16 protein-coding genes are annotated in these 21,631 nt (G+C 36.5%); 12 read left to right on the top strand and 4 right to left on the bottom strand.

Annotated features, from left to right (window positions below; genetic code table 11):
- Window positions 1–954 precede the first annotated feature (954 nt).
- On the top strand, window positions 955–2,622 hold the full coding sequence (locus OM074_RS16005; protein ID WP_301201259.1) for an alpha-amylase family glycosyl hydrolase: 1,668 nt from the start codon (window positions 955–957) through the stop codon (window positions 2,620–2,622).
- 81 nt (window positions 2,623–2,703) lie between these two features.
- Here the strand turns inward: OM074_RS16005 and OM074_RS16000 are convergent, their stop codons facing one another.
- From OM074_RS16000 to OM074_RS15990, 3 genes are all read right to left on the bottom strand, one after another.
- A complete protein-coding gene (locus OM074_RS16000; protein WP_301201257.1) occupies window positions 2,704–3,318 on the bottom strand; it encodes a trimeric intracellular cation channel family protein in 615 nt (204 codons plus the stop codon).
- Window positions 3,319–3,402: 84 nt separating this feature from the next.
- Window positions 3,403–3,780, bottom strand: a complete 378-nt coding sequence (locus tag OM074_RS15995) for a DUF1987 domain-containing protein (RefSeq protein ID WP_301201255.1) — start codon at window positions 3,778–3,780, stop codon at window positions 3,403–3,405.
- A gap of 296 nt (window positions 3,781–4,076) precedes the next feature.
- Window positions 4,077–4,502, bottom strand: a complete 426-nt coding sequence (locus OM074_RS15990) for a hypothetical protein (protein WP_301201253.1) — start codon at window positions 4,500–4,502, stop codon at window positions 4,077–4,079.
- A gap of 383 nt (window positions 4,503–4,885) precedes the next feature.
- On the opposite strand from OM074_RS15990, the gene OM074_RS15985 reads away from it, so the two are divergent.
- Genes OM074_RS15985 through OM074_RS15975 form a run of 3 tightly spaced genes read left to right on the top strand, consistent with a single transcriptional unit; the run spans window position 4,886 to window position 7,978 of the window.
- Window positions 4,886–5,875 carry a polysaccharide deacetylase family protein gene (locus tag OM074_RS15985; protein WP_301201251.1) on the top strand — a complete coding sequence of 330 codons (990 nt, stop codon included), beginning with the start codon at window positions 4,886–4,888 and terminating at the stop codon, window positions 5,873–5,875.
- A gap of 27 nt (window positions 5,876–5,902) precedes the next feature.
- Window positions 5,903–6,610 (top strand): rhamnogalacturonan acetylesterase, encoded by a 708-nt coding sequence (locus OM074_RS15980; RefSeq protein WP_301201249.1) that lies wholly within the window; start codon window positions 5,903–5,905, stop codon window positions 6,608–6,610.
- Between the two features lie 24 nt (window positions 6,611–6,634).
- On the top strand, window positions 6,635–7,978 hold the full coding sequence (locus OM074_RS15975; protein ID WP_301201247.1) for a rhamnogalacturonan acetylesterase: 1,344 nt from the start codon (window positions 6,635–6,637) through the stop codon (window positions 7,976–7,978).
- A 182-nt stretch (window positions 7,979–8,160) separates the two neighbouring features.
- On the opposite strand, the gene OM074_RS15970 is transcribed toward OM074_RS15975, so the two are convergent.
- Window positions 8,161–9,726 (bottom strand): Na/Pi cotransporter family protein, encoded by a 1,566-nt coding sequence (locus tag OM074_RS15970; RefSeq protein WP_301201246.1) that lies wholly within the window; start codon window positions 9,724–9,726, stop codon window positions 8,161–8,163.
- 239 nt (window positions 9,727–9,965) lie between these two features.
- On the opposite strand from OM074_RS15970, the gene OM074_RS15965 reads away from it, so the two are divergent.
- The 8 genes from OM074_RS15965 (at window position 9,966) to OM074_RS15930 (ending at window position 21,600) form a co-directional block, all read left to right on the top strand.
- Window positions 9,966–10,274: a hypothetical protein gene (locus OM074_RS15965; RefSeq protein ID WP_301201244.1), complete on the top strand. Its 309-nt coding sequence runs from the start codon at window positions 9,966–9,968 to the stop codon at window positions 10,272–10,274.
- Window positions 10,275–10,306: 32 nt separating this feature from the next.
- Window positions 10,307–10,876, top strand: coding sequence for an RNA polymerase sigma-70 factor (locus OM074_RS15960; RefSeq protein ID WP_301201242.1), 570 nt, complete (start codon window positions 10,307–10,309; stop codon window positions 10,874–10,876).
- A 90-nt stretch (window positions 10,877–10,966) separates the two neighbouring features.
- Complete coding sequence (locus tag OM074_RS15955) at window positions 10,967–12,106, top strand: FecR family protein (protein WP_301201241.1); 1,140 nt, start codon at window positions 10,967–10,969, stop codon at window positions 12,104–12,106.
- Between the two features lie 166 nt (window positions 12,107–12,272).
- A complete protein-coding gene (locus OM074_RS15950) occupies window positions 12,273–15,629 on the top strand; it encodes a SusC/RagA family TonB-linked outer membrane protein (RefSeq protein WP_301201239.1) in 3,357 nt (1,118 codons plus the stop codon).
- A gap of 11 nt (window positions 15,630–15,640) precedes the next feature.
- Window positions 15,641–17,101, top strand: coding sequence for a RagB/SusD family nutrient uptake outer membrane protein (locus OM074_RS15945; protein WP_301201237.1), 1,461 nt, complete (start codon window positions 15,641–15,643; stop codon window positions 17,099–17,101).
- Window positions 17,073–17,864: a DUF4843 domain-containing protein gene (locus OM074_RS15940; RefSeq protein WP_301201235.1), complete on the top strand. Its 792-nt coding sequence runs from the start codon at window positions 17,073–17,075 to the stop codon at window positions 17,862–17,864. The genes OM074_RS15945 and OM074_RS15940 overlap by 29 nt, the downstream gene beginning before the upstream one ends.
- Window positions 17,865–17,874: 10 nt before the next feature.
- Window positions 17,875–19,524 (top strand): PKD-like family lipoprotein, encoded by a 1,650-nt coding sequence (locus tag OM074_RS15935; protein WP_301201233.1) that lies wholly within the window; start codon window positions 17,875–17,877, stop codon window positions 19,522–19,524.
- Between the two features lie 63 nt (window positions 19,525–19,587).
- Window positions 19,588–21,600, top strand: a complete 2,013-nt coding sequence (locus OM074_RS15930; RefSeq protein WP_301201231.1) for a TlpA family protein disulfide reductase — start codon at window positions 19,588–19,590, stop codon at window positions 21,598–21,600.
- Window positions 21,601–21,631: the final 31 nt, after the last annotated feature.

Below are 21,631 nucleotides of genomic sequence, written 5' to 3'. Positions count from 1 at the left end.
GAGAGCGGAGAGCAGCCTTCTCCTACGAAAACCAATCTTCCTCTTTGCCCTGAGGCAAGGGGGAAGTACCATGCAACAGGCATGGGGATGGGGGTTATTTAAAGAATAACTCATTGTACGTACGACCATAAGGTATAAGTTTCAAAGGATCCGATCTTATTTGCAGGGTGCTTATAAAGATCTGATCCGGAACCGGGAGATGTTATTCCTGAGCAAAAAGGTGTATTGGTAGCAAGCAATCAAGCTAAAGCTTAGCGTCCTAAAGGCGCAGCCGTCCTATCAGCTAATAGCTATATTATACGGATCCGATCTTATTTGCAAGATGGTTATAAAGATCTGATCCGGATCCGGGAGATGTTGTTCCTAAGCAAAAAGGTATATTGGTAGCAAGCAATCAAGCTAAAGCGCAGCGTCCTAAAGGCGCAGCCGTCCTATCAGCTATCAGCTATTACCATACGGATCCGATCTTATTTGCAGGGTGCTTATAAAGATCTGATCCGGAACAGGGAAATGTTGTTCCTAAGCAAAAGGTGTTTTAGTAGCAAGAATTAAAGCTAAAGCGCAGCGTGCTAAAGGCGCAGCCGTCCTATCAGCTATCAGCTATTTCTAAGGATCCGATCTTATTTGCAGGGCGCTTATAAAGATCTGATCCGGAACCGGGAGATGTTATTCCTGAGCAAAAAGGTGTATTGGTAGCAAGAATTAAAGCTAAAGCGTAGCGTCCTAAAGGCGTAGCCGTCCTATCAGCTAATAGCTAATAGCTAATAGCTAATAGCTAATAGCTATTTCCCCTTACCTCAAAAAAAAATCAAAAAAAATTCATGTGGATCGCAAACGGTTGCAAACTGAATGTCTTGCTTTATGGCTTTGTATGGTAGGTGTGTAGCGGTTTTGAGGGGACTTTCTAATTACTATCTTTGAATTCAAAATCAGTTAAAATCAAAAAAAATACCAATGATTAAAAGAATTTTACCCTTATTTATTTTGGCAAGCTTATTTGGATGTAATGTGTCAAAAAAGCCATCCGATGCATCAATAGAAAAAGTCCCGTTTATGTGGGAAAATGCCAATGTATATTTTTTGCTTACAGATAGATTTAGCAATGGAGATCCCTCAAATGATTCAAACTTTGAAAGGACGAAAGAAACAGGGTTGTTGCGAGGCTTTATGGGAGGTGATTTCAGAGGAATTATAAATAAGATTAATGATGGCTATTTTACTAAGCTGGGAGTTAATGCTCTTTGGTTTTCTCCAATAGCAGAGCAAATTCATGGTTCGGTAAATGAGGGGACTGGGAATACTTATGGCTATCATGGTTATTGGGCTAAAGATTGGACCAGTATTGACCCAAACTGGGGTACCGAAGCTGAATTTGCAGAATTGGTTGAGGCCGCCCATGCAAAGGGAATCCGTATAGTGATGGATGTGGTAATTAATCATACCGGTCCGGTAACAGAAAAGGATCCGGTTTATAATCAGGAGTGGGTGAGGACTGGTCCGCAATGTAAGTACGACACCTATGAAAATACCGTTACATGTACATTGGTTGAGAATTTACCGGATATTAAAACAGAGAGCAATGAAGAGGTTGATTTGCCAGACGCTTTAATCGAAAAGTGGGAAAAAGAGGGAAGGTTGCAGCAGGAAATGGATGAATTGAATGCCTTTTTTGCAGAAACCGGTTATCCAAGAGCTCCACGCTTTTATATTATGAAATGGTTGATCGACTTTGTTAAAAACTATGGTGTTGATGGTTATAGAATAGATACAGCCAAGCATACTGAGGAGTCAATTTGGGCCGAGCTAAACATATGGGCTTCAAAAGCTTTTCTTGACTGGAAGGCTGCAAACCCGGAAAAGGTATTGGATAATAATGACTTCTATACGGTGGGGGAAGTATATAATTACAATGCTGGTACTGGTCGCATGTTTGACAATGGCGGTGTTCAGGTTGATTATTATTCAAACGGGATGGATGCTCTTATTAACTTTGGATTAAAGGTGGATGCTCAGGAGGATTATGAGGTTGTTTTTTCTAAATATTCGCAACTTTTGAACAATGAATTAAAGGGGCAATCGATATTAAATTACATGACATCCCATGATGATGGCCAGCCTTTTGATAAAGAAAGGGAAAAGTCTTTTAAAGCTGCCAATATGTTGCTGCTTTGTCCTGGTGCTTCGCAAATTTATTACGGTGATGAAACAAACAGGGATTTAACTATTGAAGGGACTGTAGGGGATGCCACCTTGCGTTCTTTTATGAATTGGGAAGATATTGAAAGTAACGCAAATGTTCATGGAGTTGCTACAAAGGATTTGCTTAGCCACTATCAGAAATTAGGACAGTTTAGGGCTGCCAATCCTGCTGTTGGGGCCGGGGTGCATACCCAACTATTGGCCGATCCTTACATTTTTAAAAGGGAATTGGTAAAAGGAGATTATAGTAATAAGGTGGTTGTAGGAATAGATATGAACAAAGGACTTAAAGAAATCCCGGTAAAAGATATATTTGAAGAAGGACAAGTTTTAACTGATTATTATTCAGGTAAACAGGTGAAGGTGGAAAAAGGGATTGTTTCTTTGAACAGTGAAAATAGTCTTGTCTTGTTGTCATTATAAATAAAAGTGATTTGTATGTAAAGAGGAGGGAGTCTTTTTAGAAAGATACCCTCTCTTTTTTTGGGGGAATGATGTTGGGAATCATTCTTCAGATACAGTGATTTTGGGCAAACTAAGATTGAATTTTATGGCCAATAATCTGATTGCAATAATAGACAGGATAGTGATGCTTTGGGAAAAATATAGGTTTACCCCGTAATAATGCAATATCAAATAAATGGTACCTCCGGCAATACAGGCAGTGGCATAAATCTCCTTATGGAAAATTAGTGGCACATCATTACAAAGTGTATCGCGCAAAACTCCTCCAACAACTGCTGAAGATAAGCCCATTACCATACAAATTGGTGAAGATAGTCCAAATACAATCGCTTTTTCAATTCCGATTATTGTAAAAACACCAATACCAATGGTATCGAATAAAGACAAAGTTTGCTTTAGCTTAATTATCCTCTTGTAAAAAATAAAAGTCAGGAAAATAGACGCACATATTAATATAAAGTATTCAACGTTGCTAATCCAGGTAACAGGGGTGTTGCCCATAAGTATATCGCGGATGGTTCCTCCGCCTACAGCAGTGACCACACCAATAAAAGTAGCCCCAAACAGATCCAGTTTCTTCTCCAGGGCAGACAGGGTGCCACTAATAGCAAAGGCACATGTTCCTGCATAATCAGCAAAGTCCAGTAAATTCATAGCAATAAAAAAAGTTGCTCAAAAGTATATAATAAAACTTTACAGAGCAATGTATTCTGAGCAGATCATATCAGAATGCTATTTTTAATTGCTTTCAATTAATTCAAAGTTGATATGTAATAGGTTTTTGTAGTCTTCGATGAGTTCCAGCGTGTCTTCATCGTCTTGATCGTAGGCCCATTGTATGGTTACTTCATTGCCACGCTTTGGCAGGCCTTCAAGCTTTCGGAATAAGATTAATAAATATTTTGATCCGATCGTATTCAGATATTCTAAATTAATCTTAATGGTGGTTTTGTCTTTGGGGTTATTTAGATATTTGTTTATCCAGTTAAAAATGGGATCAAAGATAGCTGAAGTATCTAAAGAAATAATGTTTCCTTTCATTTCAATAATGCCATGGTCGGCATCCAGAGTAATTTGAGGAGAAGTTTTTGTTGGTTCAAGGTGTATGGTTTTCATAGTATAATAGTTTTGATTATTGTAGTGTACTATATAGAAAGAGCGGGATTTTAATTTGTGTAGGTGTGCGTATCCCCGGATCAGTTATCGTAATTTAATTAAAAAAACTGTAAAAACAAACAGTATTAAAATGAAAATATTGGAAGAGATTAAGTTGGGTGTTACAGAAGGAGTGTGTGTTGTTGTACATATGGATGAAAGGTAAACTACTATAGTTGTAAAATAAGGTTTTGATTAATTAACGAATATAGTTGAACCAGAGATTCTGAGCAATCCCAAAATCTCTGGCTTAACCATTATTTAACCATTGCACTTGAGCACAGGTTTTTTTCACATAAGTTTTCTATAGATAGAAAATAATCCACTACTTTTTTAATCTCGCTATCATCAGGGATTTTAAAATCTTCAACTTCTAATGAGCAAAATGGCTGAAACTTGTAAATGTATTTTGCTCCATCAAACAAGTTATTATCAACAGTAAATTTTTCTTCTGCTTCTTTAAGCATGCCCAACAACGAAGAGGAAGCCGGGATGTAATCGTAACTTAACAAGGTTCCCAAAACTAATCTTTCACCTGCCAATATGGATAGATTGTAAATAAATTCATTATCAAAAGGCCCTCTTTTAATAAGTAACTTTTTGCAGGTTTTTAAATAGGATTTTCCTTCATCATAATAAAATTTCCAATCTTTTTCCTGATCAAACCAAAATTTTGAAGCCATAATCAAATGTTTTAATGGTTAACACTACAATATCCAGTCAGGTGGGAACTGAATCTGCTAATACTTGAATGTAAAAATACAAAATATATAAATGTGACCTAGTTATTTTATGGTAAGGAATGGTAAAAACAATTAAAAAAAAGATTGTTTGTGGTTAAAATAAGGGGGTGTGAAATGTGATAAGGTTAAAGGTTTGATTGTTTTTTAATGAAAATAGGGGGTGTGGATGAATATGTAAAATCTCCAGGTTTGTTGTTGTTGTAATTCCGAAATGGTGGATGAATTGGTAAGATATGATATGGTTTGGCGGGATATGACCTTTCCAAGACATTAATATGTGCCTAATTTTGACGTAAATCATTACAAGGAAATATATCGAAAGCATGACAATAAAATTAGCCGGGAAAATCATTATAGTAAATGTTCTTTTTGTATTGCAAATAGCATATGTAAATGCACAGGAGAGTGCAAGTATGTTTTATGTGGCAAAATATAAAAATGATAAGAAATGTGCCATTAGTTACACCTTTGACGATGGAACTATGGAGCATTTTACTTTAGTGTATCCAAAATTGAATGAATTAGGTTTTAAAGGTACTTTCTGGATAAATGGCAATACCATCAATAAAGCTGAGAAAGAGGGAATTTATAATAAACTTCCCCGGGCTTCGTGGAAACAACTAAAGGAAATGGCCGATGATGGTCATGAGATTTCCAACCATGGATGGGCTCATAAAAACCTTACAAAATGTACAGAAGAGGAGGCGCGTATTGAGATAGCGAAAAACGACAGCATTATTGAGGAAAAAGTTGGAGTCAGACCTGTTACTTACTGTTATGCGGGTAACCGGAAGAATGAGATGGCTATTAGGCTGGCTTCTGAAAATCGGGTGGGTACGCGTACGCGCCAGCAGTCATTAGGAGGAAAGGCTACACCCGAGAATCTGCAAGCAAAAATATCTACAATACTTAACGATAGTGCATGGTGGGTAACGATGACTCATGGAATAAATGAAGGGTACGATGTGTTTAAATCAGAAAATATTTTATGGAATCATTTAGAGGAAGTAAAACGTCTGGAAGACCAGATTTGGGTTGCTCCGTTCCGTGATGTTGCTGCATATACCAAAGAACGAGATTCTGTTGCTATAGAGGTTAAGAATAAAGGGAATAAATTTATGATCAGGCCCTCTTTATCGCTCAATGAAGATCTTTTTAGTCAACCGCTTACCATGGTGGTAAATAAAAAAGGAATAGAAAAGATCAGAATAAAACAAAACGGCAAAATTATCCCTGTAAAAATATGTGCAGATAAAGCACTCTTCGATTTTGATCCACATGGAGGAAAGATCCTTTTAAAGATGAATTATTAAAACTGAAAATATACTCAATATAAAATTATGACTCGTTTAACTGTTATTACACTTCTGTTCTTGTTTGTTGCGTGTAAGCAACAACCTATAAATATATGGCTGGCTGGAGATTCTACCATGGCATGGAAAAAGCCCTCACGCTCGCCAGAATCGGGCTGGGGCGAAGGATTAAAGCTTTATGTTAATGAAAATACTATGGTACATAACCATGCAGCCAGTGGCAGAAGCAGTAAAAGTTTTATTGATGAGGGGAGGTGGCAAAATATGGTTGATAGTTTAAAAAAGGGGGATTACGTTATTATTCAATTTGGACATAATGATGAAAAAACAAAAGAGAAGCTGCATACTACTCCCTATGGAACGTTTAAAGAAAACCTGAAAAAATTTATTGAAGAATCTAAACAAAAAGGAGCAAACCCTATTGTTTGTTCTTCTATAGTTCGCCGACAGTTTAATCCTGATGGAACATTAAAAGATACTCATGGTGATTATATTACAGCTGCAGAGGAGATTGCGAAAGAAACCAAAATTCTGTATGTAGATATGGAATATCTTACCCACGAGTTGGTAACAGAGATGGGGCCGGATAAATCGAAAGAAATATATAATTACACCAGTCGCAAACAAGATTCAACTCATCTTAATGTTAAAGGTGCCGTAAGAGTAGCAGAGCTTTTTGTAAAAGAAATAAAAGCACGGCATCTGCCTTTAAGTGCGTATTTAAATAATAAGTAAAACTAGTAAATAAATAGATTAAATATGTTTGAAGTTAAAAAAGTATTGTTAGTAATGTTTTTGCTTTTTGCTGTGCGCTTTATGGCAACTGTAGATGCAAAAGAGAAGAGACAGTGGAAGTTTGATTTGGGAAGCGGAGAGTTGAAAAATGGATATTCATTAGTTTTGCCAGAAACGACTTATGGTGAGGGAATTGAATATGGATTGGTTTGTCCGGATGGAGTGCTTAAACCAGATAAATGCAAAGGGAGCAATAAACTTACGGGTGACTGTATCTCGTCAGAAGAGGCGTTCTATTTCCTTTTAAATATTAAGGAAGGTAGGTATAAAGTAACAGTTACTCTTGGAAGTAACGAAAAGGAATCTTGTACAACAGTAAGGGCTGAGTCGCGTCGTTTGATGTTGGAAAATGTGAAAACAGCCAAAGGACAAACCATAAAAAAGACATTTATAGTAGATGTTCGTAAACCTCAAATCAATGATAGTTTACGCGTGAGGCTAAAGAAACGGGAGTTTGGATCTAAAAACTGGGATGACAATCTGTGTTTGGAGTTTAATGGTTCAAATCCGTCTGTATCCTCTATTGTTATTGAAGAAGCAAATGATTTACCGGTCATCTTTTTAGCAGGTGATTCAACGGTTACCGACCAAAATAATGAACCCTGGGCTTCATGGGGACAAATGTTACCTCGGTTTTTATCTTCCGATGTAGTGGTGGCTAATCATGCTCAATCCGGATTGACATTAATTTCATTTAAATATCAAAACCGGTTAAAGAAGATTGTAAGTGAAATGAAAGCAGGAGATTACCTGTTTGTTGAATTTGCCCACAACGACCAAAAGAAGGGATCGTGTCATGTAGAACCCTTTACAACATATCAGGATGAACTTCGATTTTTTATCGATGAAGCCAGAAAAAAGGGAGGGATTCCGGTGCTGGTTACTTCTACCAATCGAAGAAGATTTGACGAAAAAGGAAATATTATAAATACACTGGGGGATTATCCCGAGGCCATGCGCCAACTGGCAAAAGAAGAAGATATTCCGTTGATTGATTTAAACGCCATGACAAAAACACTATATGAAGCGTATGGAGTTGAAGAGTCAAAAAGGCTATTTGTTCATTACCCGGCCAATACTTTTCCGGGACAGGAAAAAGAATTAGCTGATAATACACATTTCAGCACCTTTGGAGCGTATGAGTTAGCTCAATGTGTGGTTAATTCATTTCAGGAAAATTATCCGGATTTGAAAAGGTTAGTAAATAGTGATTTTAAAGGTTTTGATCCTGCTCGCCCTGATTCGTTCAGCGATTTTAACTGGCCTTTAAGTCCTTCTGTTGATTTGGTAAAACCGGATGGTAATTAAATATTGTAAAATATAAATCCTCTTATAAATTGTGAAGATTTTAACAGTATAGCATAGCTATAAGCAAGAATGCCAGTATAAGTAGTTTTCTTACACTGGCATTTTTAATATTTATATGTTAGCTTGAACTATATATAAAATGTGGGTATAGCTATATTTTCAATTTATTGTTTGTTAGATGGTTATACGTTGCCAATGCGGTCGCTCAAAACATATAATCTGTCAGCAGATTCAATAAGATCTGTTTCGAATCTATAAGTGGCCACCCTGTTGCTATCTTTGTTAACCAGCTGTTTTACCAAATGCTTTTGGGCTTGCTTCATCTGTTTTTCAAATGTTCCTTTAGATGGTGCCTGGGCTTCTTTAGAAGTCAAAATATTGGTTATTGTGTTGAATAACTCAAGAAGGATTGTGCTGGTCTTTTTATTGATCACCAAACCTTTTTTAATTCTGTCTTCGGCAGCATCTATTAGGTTTTTAGAAATAATATCAGATGCTGATTGAATTGTGTATGCTCTGGTTAATTGTTGCTGGAGCTGTTCCAGTTCTTCATCATTCAGGTTGAGTTTTTGTAGTTCGCCCAAATAGTTTAGAATATTCTCATGGCCAGTGTTGATCACATTTTCTTTTTTTCGGATTACCTTTATTCTTTTTGCATTTCCATTGATAACAATTGAAGGAGCAGAGTGTATCATATCGATCAACAGACTACTGAGCTTGTTAATTTCTTTGTTTACTAAATCAAATGCAGTGGCACTATCCTCTAAAAAATAAGGATCAAGTTCTCCAACCTTCTTCTTTATTTTCTTTTCGTCAGGAATGATGTATTCAACTGTTCCAGCCAAAATTTTTGTAAAACTTATGAATATGAAAGCGTTGATGACATTGAAAATAGTGTGGGCATTGGCTATTTGGCGAGCAATGTGGTCTGGCGAAAAATAACCTACTAGCTGCGCCAGGTTTGGTATTAAAAATAGCCAAACCAGTGCTCCGATAACATTAAATAATATATGTGCTAAGGCAACTTGTTGTGCAACTTTGGGTTTTCCTATTGCAGATAATATGGCTGTTACGCAGGTCCCAATATTTGCTCCGATGATTAGCGCAATTCCTCCCTCAATATTAATGAGTCCCTGACCAGCCATAACAATTACAATACCAGTTGTTGCCGAGGAGCTTTGAACAATGGCAGTAAAAATTGTTCCCATTAATATTCCTGTAATTGGATTATCAAGCCCTCTCATTATATCAACAAAGGGTTCATAGGTTCGTAAAGGTGCTGTTCCTTCAGACATAAGTGTCATGCCAAGAAAAATTAAGCCTAAACCAAGTAAAACCAGGCCACTGTCCTTAATAACTTTTTTGTTTAAAAGGGTGTGCATTAAAAAACCAATAGCTACAAAAACCAAGGCTGCCTTAGTTATTTTAAAGGCAATTATCTGAGCGGTTACGGTAGTTCCGATGTTTGCTCCCAATATGATTCCAATGGTGTTCTGAAAAGAAAGTAGTCCTGCAGAAACAAAACCAACCACCAGTACAGTTGTAACCGACGAAGATTGAATAATGGCGGTAATCGATGCTCCGGCAAAAAGTCCTTTCCACCGGTTAGATGTCATCTTTCCCAAAAATGACCGGAGCCTGTTTCCGGCGATTAATTTTAAATTATCTGTCATAACAGCCATTCCATATAAAAATATGGCTAGCCCTCCAAATACTTGAACCAACAATGATCCCCAGTTTAGTTCCATGAATAATAATACAATTTGTTTTTATGATGCAAAAGTATTCATTTAACACAAAAATAAAATACGGTTAACCTTATTATGAATGAAATTTGTTATGTGCATGTTTTGTTGACTTTTATATTTCTTTGTTTTTCAATGTATAATGGTACTTTAAGCGAAATATATACTCATGCCAACAGCTTGCAATTTTTTGTATAAAATAAGTATTGTTACTTTTGTAAGTCAAAATGAACATAAGGTAGATGGAATACATAGAGTTGGATATAAAGCAGGAAATATACGAACTGGCAAAGGGAAAAGTGGTGCCCCATAGTGTGGAGCTGAATTGCGAAATTTTTGGGTGTACCTATAATAAAGTGTATGGTTGTGATGTATATGTTAGTGACGAGAAAGATGGGGTTGTTGAAGTAATAGCTGATTTTAATTGTCTGGTTTATGAAGATCAGTATGGGAATGATGGTGTGGAAACAAAAATAAAGGGTAGTTTTAAAGGATTGTTTAATTTAGATATAAAGTGTTTTGTAGAGGATACCAGTGTAATCCGTTTGTGATAATATTTTAACGTAGAAAGCATATTGTATTAATGAAAACAGAAGAAGAACATATCTTTTTGCAAAAGTTGGGAAAAAAGGATAAGGCAGCCTATAATCAACTTTATTTTCAATACTATAGGATTTTAGTGTTGTATTCCATGAAATATGTAAATGATCAGGGGGTGGCAGAGGATATTGTTCAGGACTTGTTTATTTCATTATGGGAACAAGATTTGGATTTCAATAATATACATGCATTTACTACTTATTTATATAATTCCACTCGAAACAAGTCGCTGAATTATCTGAAACATATTAATGTTAAAGAAAAATACGTTACCAGTGTTAAGGCAGAATCTGATAGCACTTTTAATCTGGATGAAGAATTGGACGAGCATGAGATTTACCGTCAGATATATGCAGTTATTGAAACTTTGCCGGATAGGTGCAAACAAGTTTTAGAGCTACACCTGCAAGGAAAAAAGAATGCAGAAATCGCTGAGCTGTTAGAGTTGTCGGTTGAGACTGTAAAAACGCAAAAGAAAAGGGCTGTAAAAAAGCTTAAAAATAAAATAGACCCCCATGTTATACTGCTGTTGGTGCCATATTTATTCGAATAATTACAATGTAGCCCAAAAAAAATAATATTTTTTCAAATAATATGTACCCCTTTTTCTATAGTTGGTTGTTTATAGGAAAAGTGAGGTAGTATGGAACGAAGAAGTATAAATAAATTAATATTTAAATTTTTGGTTGGAGATATATCCAGGCAGGAGAAAGAAATATTAGATGGGTGGATAAATGATTCCGGCGAGAATAAGAAATTCTTTGAAAAGGTATGTGGTTCAAAATTTATCTCGGAATCATATTCAAACTACAAACAAATAGATTATGAGCAGGCCTTTGACGGTTTTATGCGTAAAACAGGTCAAACCCATAAGAAAATATGGTTAAACACTTGGGTTAAATATGCTGCAGCAGTTGTGTTGTTGATTGCACTGGCAACTCCGGCATATTATAAATGGAAGAACAGCAGTCAGGAAGTGGTGCCAGGACAACCCAGGGCAATATTATTGTCAGCCGATGGTACTGAAATAAACCTGGAGGAGCAATCCAACAAGGATATTAAATTTGATAATACCATCATTGCAACCAATTCCGGAGGAAATATATCCTATAATGTGGGCGGTGATATAGAACCAGGAAACAGTTATAATACCATAATAATACCAAGGGGAGGAGAATATAGAATTACTCTTTCGGATGGTACAAAGGTTCATTTAAATTCAATGAGTTCTTTAAAATATCCAATTGCCTTTAATGATTCGGTTCGTGAAGTTCAATTAACAGGAGAAGCCTACTTTGAAATTGCCAGGGATAAAAAGAGGCCTTTTTATGTTTTAACAGATGAGATTAAAGTAAAGCAGTATGGAACCGCGTTTAATGTAAAAAACAGGCAAAAAGACTTTGTGGAAGTGGTACTAGTGCATGGGAAGGTTAGTTTGATTCACGATAATTTTACTAAAGAACAGGTAATGAAACCTAACCAGCTGGCTACCTATAGCAAAAGCAGTAAAAAAGTTGTTTTGGCAGATGTGGATATAGATCCATATATAGCATGGAATATAGGAAAGTTCATTTTTAATGATATGTCACTGGTAGAGATTATGGAGAATTTGTCGTTGTGGTATGATGTTGATTTTCAATTTGAAGATGAAGATCTGATGGCATTAAGATATACAGGGAATATCCCCAGAGAAGAAAGTTTAGAAAACATCCTTAATACCATTCAATTTACAACAGATGTGAAGTTCTCAGTAAAGAATAAAAAAATAGTGGTGGATAATTAAAATGAAGCAATAGAATGAAAAAGTATTAGAAACTATCATGAGCTTAAGTGTTAGGTATACAGGAAGATGAAAAGTTCAGAGCTCACCTTTTATCATTCCTGATACACTTGATACTTGCGTTCTGGTACAAATTTTTAAATACATTAATAAATACACGATACATAATATGCAAATAAGTTATTTAAAAGAGTTTGCCGTGTTGTTACTTTTCCTTTTTATAGGGGCAAAAGGTGTTTTTGCCCAAAATAAAGAGCAAAAGGTGACTTTAGATTTAAAGGAGGCAACATTAAAGGATTTTTTTGATGAAGTTCAGAAGCAAACCCAATATAGTTTTGTATACAATTCGAAAGATACTGTACAAATGAAACCTGTCACCATTAAGGTAAAAGATAAAGAATTGGAGGAGGTTTTAAGCCTTGTTTTTAAGGGGAGTGGATTTGTATATCAAATAAAAGGGACTATCATTGGGATTAAGTATGTACCTGAGACATCAGAAAAACCATCGGCATCAAAAAAAGAGATAGAATATAAAAATGTTTCCGGGGTAATTACTGATAATAAAGAGTTGCCAATTCCTGGAGTAAACATCTGGTTAAAAGGTACCAATAAAGGTAGTATTTCGGATGAAAGTGGGATGTTCCAGATCAGGATACCCAACGACAGTGCTTATTTTCTGCAGTTCTCTTTTATGGGGATGAAAACCAAGGAAGTGGAATATAAGGGACAGACCTTATTGCTGGTTACCATGGAAGATGATGTTGCAGAACTTTCAGAGATTGCAGTAGTTGGTAATGGTATGTTTACCCGAAAAACTGAAACTTTTACCGGATCGGCAATTACCTATGGGGGTGCTGATCTAAAGGCCATCAGTAACCAGAACATTCTGGTGAGCCTGAAAAATATTGATCCGGCGTTTAATATTATTGAGAACGTTGATTTTGGTAGCGACCCTAACAGACTCCCGGATATTCAGATGCGTGGACCTACAACATTAGATGTTGATTTAGAAGGGGAATATGAAAACTCACCGAACCAACCTCTTTTTATTTTAAACGGGTTTGAAACAACCATGGAGAAGGTGTATGACATGGACATGAACCTGGTTAAAAGTATTACACTTTTAAAAGATGCAGCAGCCAAAGCTGTTTACGGTTCAAAAGCGGCCAATGGAGTTGTCATTATTGAAACAGTTCAGCCCGAACAAGGTAAGTTGAGAGCCAGTTATAATGGGAGTATAGATATTACAGTTCCGGATCTGACATCTTATAACTTAACCAATGCAGCAGAAAAGCTTCAGGCTGAAGTGCTGGCAGGAAAGTATACATCTAACAATGCCTATGATCAGGCTGGTTTAACCGAGGAATACAATGTATTATATAAGGAAATAGCCCGTGGGGTTGATACTTACTGGATGGCTAAGCCGCTAAGATTGGGTGTGGGGCAGAAACACAGTATGTATCTGGATGGTGGAGATGATGCCATGCGATACTCTGCAAATCTTTCTTATAATAATATTGCCGGGGTGATGAAAGGATCCTCGCGTACAACAACTTCTGGTAATGTTACGCTCTCATACAGGTTTAAAAAGCTGCTTTTTAGAAATGATCTTACAATTGACAATAATAAGGCAGAGAATTCTCCTTATGGTAGTTTTTCCGATTATTCATTTATGAACCCATATTACAGGGTTTATAACGAAAGTGGCAACTTAATCAGGGGTTACAATAACAGTATCTATAATCCTTTGTACAATGCAGGCCTTGATAGCAAGGATCAAAGCAAATATACTTTGATAACAGAGAACTTTTATGGAGAATGGAATGTTGCAGACAACCTGAAATTAACAAGTCGTTTTGGGTATACCCAAAGACACAGCGAATCAGATGTGTTTAAGCCTGCTTCGCATACCGATTATGCAAATATTTCAGCAACTTCGGATGAATATTTACTTAGGGGCCAGTATGATAAGACTAACGGTAAAAGTGTTGATCTATTGGTTAATGTAGGGGTTGCCTACTCGTTTCATAAAAACAAACATCTTTTATATACAAACCTATTGTACAATTTAGAGGAATCTGTATCTGAAACCAGTGGTATGACTGCCGTAGGGTTTCCTTCAGATAAAATGGACTACATCTCATTTGGTAGTCAATATATAGATGGTGGAAGTCCTGCAGGGAGTGAAAGTACAACTCGTAGTGTTGGGGGTATTGGTTCGTTTAATTATTCATATGATAATAAGTATTTGGCAGATGGATCTTTCAGGTTAAATGGTTCTTCCATGTTTGGGGCTAAAGAACGTTGGGGGAGTTTCTGGTCGCTGGGTATTGGATGGAATGTGCATCAGGAAGGATTCTTTAAAGAAATTTCAAATATTAATATGTTTAAGTTGAGGGCTTCCTTAGGGTATACGGGGTCGCAAAACTTCAATTCTTATCAGGCTATCTCAACCTACTCGTATATTACTGATAGAACCTATAATGGCGATATGGGGGTGATTTTGTTGGGATTAGCTAATGATCACCTGAAGTGGCAGCAGGTTTATGATAGAAATATTGGTGCAGATATGGCCTTTTTTAACAATAAACTATCTGCTCGTTTAGATGTATATAATTCAACAACAACCAGTTTGTTAACAGATATTACCCTTCCTCCTTCAATGGGATTTGCTTCTTATCGCGAAAATCTTGGGGAAACTGAAAATAAAGGATTTGAACTGAGTTTGAATTACCGTGTCTGGTCTAATCCGGATAACAGAAGTTCGCTTAACTTATTTTTTAATGTCAGCCATAATACAAACAAAATTTCAAAGATTTCAGATTCTTTAAAAGAATTAAATGAAGCGCAGGATGCTGCTAAAAATGAGGGGGGAACCTCTGATGAACAAGTAGAGGCACAACAAACACCTTCAATCCGTTTTGAAGAAGGACAGAGCATGTCAGCCATCTGGGCAGTCCGCTCCAAAGGGATTGATCCTGTAACAGGACAGGAAGTGTTTATTAAAAAAGACGGGTCGTATACTTTTGACTGGAGTACAGCAGATCAGGTGGTATGTGGCGACGAAACGCCCGAATTCAGGGGAAACTTTGGAGGGAATTACCGTTATAAAGGTTGGGATTTAAACTTATCGTTTTCATATAAATATGGAGGCCAGATATATAACTCTACTTTGGTAAATAAGGTTGAAAATGTAGATGTGTTAAACAATAATGTGGATAAAAGGGTATTGACCGACAGGTGGAATACACCGGGAGTTCCGGCTAAATTTAAAAGCATTACAGATAATTCAGTTACCAAGCCAACTTCGCGGTTTGTTGAAGATTTAAATGAAGTGATTTTCTCTTCTGTAAATATTGCATATGATTTGTCTCGTGCAAAATGGCTTAAAGAGAGCCCCGTTGAATACTTGAGGATTGCCTTTAATATGAATGATATAGGTAGGCTGACAACCGTAAAACAGGAGTTTGGGTTGTCGTATCCAAGGGCCAGGGTATTTTCATTTTCAGTACAAACAAGGTTTTAAAGAGGTAGAATATGAAGAAATATTATTATATAGCTTTTACTCTGTTACTTATTTTACCAATGTTTTCATGTGAAAAATGGTTAGATGTAAGTCCTAAAACAGAGATTAAATCGGATGATAATTTCGAATTGGAACAAGGCTTCAAGGATGCGTTGACAGGTGTTTATCTGTTAATGATCGATGAGTCTTTGTATGGTAGAGAGTTAACGTTTGGCTTTACGGATGTGTTGGCACAATATTATACTGGTATATATCAAACATCACATGCTTATTATTATCCTGCTCAATATGACTATACGGATAATTCGAGTGTAAGTATTATCAATAATATATGGGGTAGTGCCTATAATGCCATTGCCAATCTTAATGAACTTATTGCTCAGCTGGAAAGAGCCGACAAAGGTATGTTTACCGGTCGTAACTACGAACTGATCAAAGGTGAGGCTTATGGTTTAAGAGCTCTTCTGCACTTCGACTTACTCAGACTCTTTGGAGAATCGTATTCGGCTAATCCGGATGGAGATGCGATACCCTATGTTTCAGCTTTGGGAACAACAGTTACAGCTACTTCTTCGGTTAGCGAAGTAATTGATTATGCTTTAAATGATTTACAAATAGCTCAGGAAAATTTGCTTGCAGATCCGGTAATTGAAACCAATAGTACCACAGCCACAGATGATGAATCTTATGAGCGTGACAGGTTTTATAAGTTTAACTATTATGCAGTAAAGCTGTTAATGGCACGTATTTATTTGTATAAGCAGGATTATGACAATGCTTATGAGGCAGCTCGGGAAGTAATTAATCAATCTTATTTTGTCTGGACTCCGGAAACGGAAATTACAACTTCTGATGAAGATAGCAGGAATTATATTTTAAGTGAAGAGCTTGTTTTTGCCTTATACGATAGTAAATTGAGAGATGCTTATACATCATATTTTACCACCGATAATGGGTTGTATATGAATGATGAAAACTATGAAGGTTTATTTGAATTACATAAATCCGGTTATTATGGCGATTATAGATATACTTATTTAACAGAGCTTCTTACTGATGTGGATGTTAGGTTTTCAACTAAACTGAAACAACCTACAGGTAGCGGAACGGCTTATTTATATAAAATGCCAATGATGCGCCTTAGTGAGGCGTATTATATTGCTGCCGAATGTGCTTTGGATGAGGAAGATATTACTCAGTCTGTAAGCTATTTAAACGCAGTGCGCTTGCAACGTAATATTCCCGATCAACTATCTGAAAGTTTAACAAAAGCCGAGGTGTTGGATGAGATATATAAAGAGTATGCTAAAGAATTTATGTGTGAAGGTCAGTTGTTTTATTATTTCAAAAGACGAAATACTGAATATATACCTGTTCCGTCTGTTTCAGGAGGTTCGTTGACATATAGTTATGTTGTTCCAAATTATGTATTGCCTTTGCCTGATGATGAAATTGAATATGGAGGACGTTAAGATGAAGATTAGTATAATTAATATTATTGGGATAATAAGCCTTGTGCTATTACAGTATTCCTGTGAGCAGAATGATGTAATGGATTACGCCGAAGATGGGAAAGTGTATTTTTATGAACGTACCGTTTTAAATACGGTGGAATCCAGAGTGTCGGAAAAGAATTTTTCTTTTGCATTGCAAAATTCTTCACTAATGACAGATACCTTTTTAATTAAGGTACGCCTGATGGGAAATGTAGCTGATTACGACAGATCATTTAAAGCAAAAGTGTTACCGGAAACCAGCACAGCAATAGCAGGAACTCATTATGAGCTTTTAGATGGTGTTATGGAAGCCAATTCGTACATATCTTACCTGCCAGTAGTGCTTTTTCGTACCGGGGATACTCAGGAAGAAGCTGTTACTATTCATTTAGAATTAACAGATGAAGGTGATCTTGGAAAAGGATATGTTGATGACCTGAATTTTAAACTTACATGGGGTGATATATTATTGCAACCTGATAACTGGCCCAACTATTTCTTTGGGGTATACAGTACCAATAAATATCGTTTTGCTATTGATGTGCTGGGTATTACCAATTGGCCTCAAGCTGCAAGGGTTACAACCGGTCCGGAAGAGGGTGTGTATACCATATCGCAAGTACAGGGGTTTGCAATTACCCTGAATGAAGCCTATGAAAAATATCGTGAAGAAAACGGGCCTATTTATGTATATGACGAGGCCGAAACATTGGAGGAAATATATTATGGCTCAAGATAAAGCAAAAAATATGATGACGTATATATATAAAGCATTATTGCTAGCAGTTACTCTTGTTGCTTTGCATTCATGTTATGAGGACAAGGGGAACTATAGCTATGGAGAAATCAACGAGGTGTATATTGACACTGTGGGGGTGGATATGATCTTTGCTTTGGATCAGTTCGATACCTTGTCAATCATTCCTGATATTAGTTTTACGCTTAAAGATGTGGATGAAAGCGAACTGGAATTTAAGTGGGTGATGTACTCTGATGCCTGGAGTAAAGATGAATCCTATGCAGAGGAGTTGTCTACTGAAAAAAATCTGAAAGTTCAAATTACTCAGGAGCCTGATGATGATGCATATGCTGTGGTTTTATATGTAACCAATAAGCAAAACAACACGGTTTCCCAGGTAAAATACAACGTGAGTATCTTACCCAGTGTGGTTTCCGGTTTAATGGTATTGCATACCGATGGCAACGGCCAAAGTGATTTGGACTACATTGCTACAACTAATGCAGTGCCAACTTTAGATAAGCAAAAATGGTTGCATAATGTATATTCAGCTATGAACGGCTCTAAAATTATCGGGGAACCTGATTTTGTTTCTACTGTTAGGGTAAACAGATCGGTAATAGACTATGTTTATGTGGTAACGGATCAGCAGTTTTTGCAGCTAAGCGGAACCAATTTTGAGCTGCAGCATCAGGATTTAGAGTTATATAAACAAGATCAGGAGTTTGTGATACCTCAGTATGTAGGGCATGGCCCGGATTGTCATTATGTAACACTTATGATTAATAATGGGCAGGTACAAAATATTAACAACCAGGCATCTCAAGCGTGGGATGTTCAGTTTTCACGACCATTATCTCCGAGTAGTAATTTGGGTGGGGAACTAGATTTAGCACCGTATGTTTATTTTTCAGACAACTGCTCAGCTACTACGGTTGGTCAGGCTGGGGTAATGTATGATCAATTAAACAAAAGGTTTGTACGACTGGAGTTTTCATTCTGGGAGGAAGCTTCAATTATTGGATTCCCGGATCAAACCAGTATCAAGTTTGATGTAAATAATATCGGTAAAGATTTGATATTCTTTGAGAAAGGTTACAGAGGTCACGGTTTTGCAGTATTTACTGATGGAACGAGCAGGGAATTATATCGGGCCGACTTTAATAAGACTAATCCATTATACGATGAAAATGGAGAACCATATGAAAATGAAGCGGTTCATAATCTTGCAGTTAATTCGTATGATTTAAGTGCCTTGCCTGAAATATATGACGCCGAATTTTATGCATGCGGACCCTTAGGTAATTTCTTTTTATATGCTTCAGATAGAAATATTTACACTTATAGTTATGCTGCATCAAAAAAGGTGGCAACACTAATTAATGATGCCTTTCCTGATGGGGAAGAGATTACTTCCATGAAAATATATAATACAGATTGGTTTTATCCTTTGGATGATGTGAATGCTACCCTTTTGTATGTGGCCACATGGAATGGATCAGAAGGAAAGCTGTATGAATTTAAAATTAACAGGGCTTCCGGCCGACTGAATAACAAAGAAGAAATAGATGGGATTGTAAATCCTAATGCCCCAACCAATGTATTTACAGGTTTTGGAAAAATAGTAGATATGAGTGTTAAACTGGAAGGGTTGGATTAAATAATTTTTAAATGAATTGGGGCTGTTCATAGCCTGAATATAAGATAAAAACATAATAATAAGATGAGAATAATTTTTAATTACGCACTTGTTGTGGTGGGATTGCTATGCCTGATTTCTTGTAAAGAAACCATAGAAACACAGGATGCTCCACTGGTATTAGAGCCGCAAATGGCCTTTATGGGAAAACCACTATCTATATCATATGATGATAGTAAAACCAATTTGGCAGGTAAAGATGATATTAACGCCGTTTTTTATTATTGCAGTAACTATGTTTGGAGAGCACAGGATGTAAACCTTACTAAAAAGCATGGATTATGGAAAGGGGAGGTTCATGTTCCCGATAGTGCTGCTTTAGTGGCCTTTAAGTTTGTTTCCGGTACCGAAGAAGATACGTCTAATGGTCTGGCTCAATATGTGCAGTTGACTGTTGATCAGGATACATTAAACCCTCCATCATCATTTATGAGTTGGTGTTTGCTTAGAGCTCCCGGTTTTGAACAGTTTTCAATTCCAAATTATATTAGCGATTCTGCTAAAATTGATACAAAACAGATCTTTTTCTTTTGGATTAATCAGGAGTTAAAAGTACATCCGGAGGAGCAAAAGAATATTGGATACCTGGCTGCCCGTGCCATGAAAATGAATGGTAAAGCAGTAGGGAATGCGATTATTAAAAATGATGTCAATCTGATATTATCTTTGGATAGTGCCGGTGAAGCTACTGACTTAGATCTGTATCATGCCTGTGAAATGGCCAAAACCTATGAATATAATGGTGCTTTAGCAGCCCATGTTGAAGAGGTTTCTTTAAATAAATATCCTGATGGAATAGCAGCTCGCGATCAGGAAATTCTACGCATATTCCGAATAGCCGATATTCAGGAAAAAGAAGAGGCCATGGCCGCGTTTGTAAAACGATTCCCATATAAAAAATGGAAAGATATTAATACCTATAATTCGGACATGTATTTGGGAAAGAATTTCCAAAGCGTCATTTATAACCAAATTATAAAGCACAATAACTATGGGTTGGCTAAGGAATACTTACATGAGGTTCCCTTTATGAATTTGACGACTTCGTTTTGGCATATGATACAAATTCCTTACGAAAAGGAAATGTTATCAGCACAGGAGTTACTGCCTACCGCTAATATGCTTATGACAGAGATATTCAACCGCCAGCGCACTCAAAAAGATTTGGTATATACCGATCGTGAATGGAATAATCATATTCTAAACCAACATAAAGATGCCATTTTGGATTATGCCTTAATACTTGATGAAACCGGTTCGGTAGAGGAGGCTTATACCTGGTTGCAAAAAGTTGATTGTTATTTCAATGGCAGCTCCTCTAAATTCACTGATTTCTACCTTACTATATTAGATAAAACAGGGCATTCTGAAAAAGCAGAAAATCTTATTCTTAAGGGTGTGGCAGCAAATACCGTTTCACCGGGGATGATTGCTCGTTTAAAAAGCATTTATGCACAAAAAAATGGATCAGAAGAGGGATTTGAAGCCTACTACCAAGGTTTGAAACCGCTGACGGAAATTGAAAAACACCACAAAGAAATCAAGGATTCCTTTATTAATAAGGACATAGAACTATATCCTTATGAAACACTAAATGGGGGTGATTTTAATATGGCCGATATGAAAGGAAAGATCCTGATTCTCGATTTTTGGGCTACATGGTGTGGTCCTTGTAAAGCTGCTATGCCCGGTATGAATATGGCTTATCAGCAATACAAAGAAGATGATGGTGTTAAGTTCTATTTCATCTCCACCATGGAGTCGGCAAAAAATTATAAGAGCCAAATTGAAAAGTTTTTAAAACAAAAGGATTACCAGTTTACGGTTCTTTTGGATAAAAAAAATCCACAAACAGATAAAGGCGATTATGCATATAGCAGGTATGCCAAAACATTTGGTTTTTCCGGAATTCCTCAAAAGTTAATTATTGATGCAAAAGGTAAAGTGCGTTGGATTTCAACCGGATATTATGGAAGCCCTTCTGCTTTGGCTGATGAAATCTCATTTATTATAGAAGAATTAAAAAAAGAAGTTTAAACATAATTTATTAACCTAAAAATAAAATAAT

This window comes from Plebeiibacterium marinum, assembly GCF_026013615.1.
GTDB lineage: Bacteria > Bacteroidota > Bacteroidia > Bacteroidales > Marinilabiliaceae > Saccharicrinis > Saccharicrinis marinus_A.
This window is presented reverse-complemented; position numbering and strand designations above follow the sequence as displayed.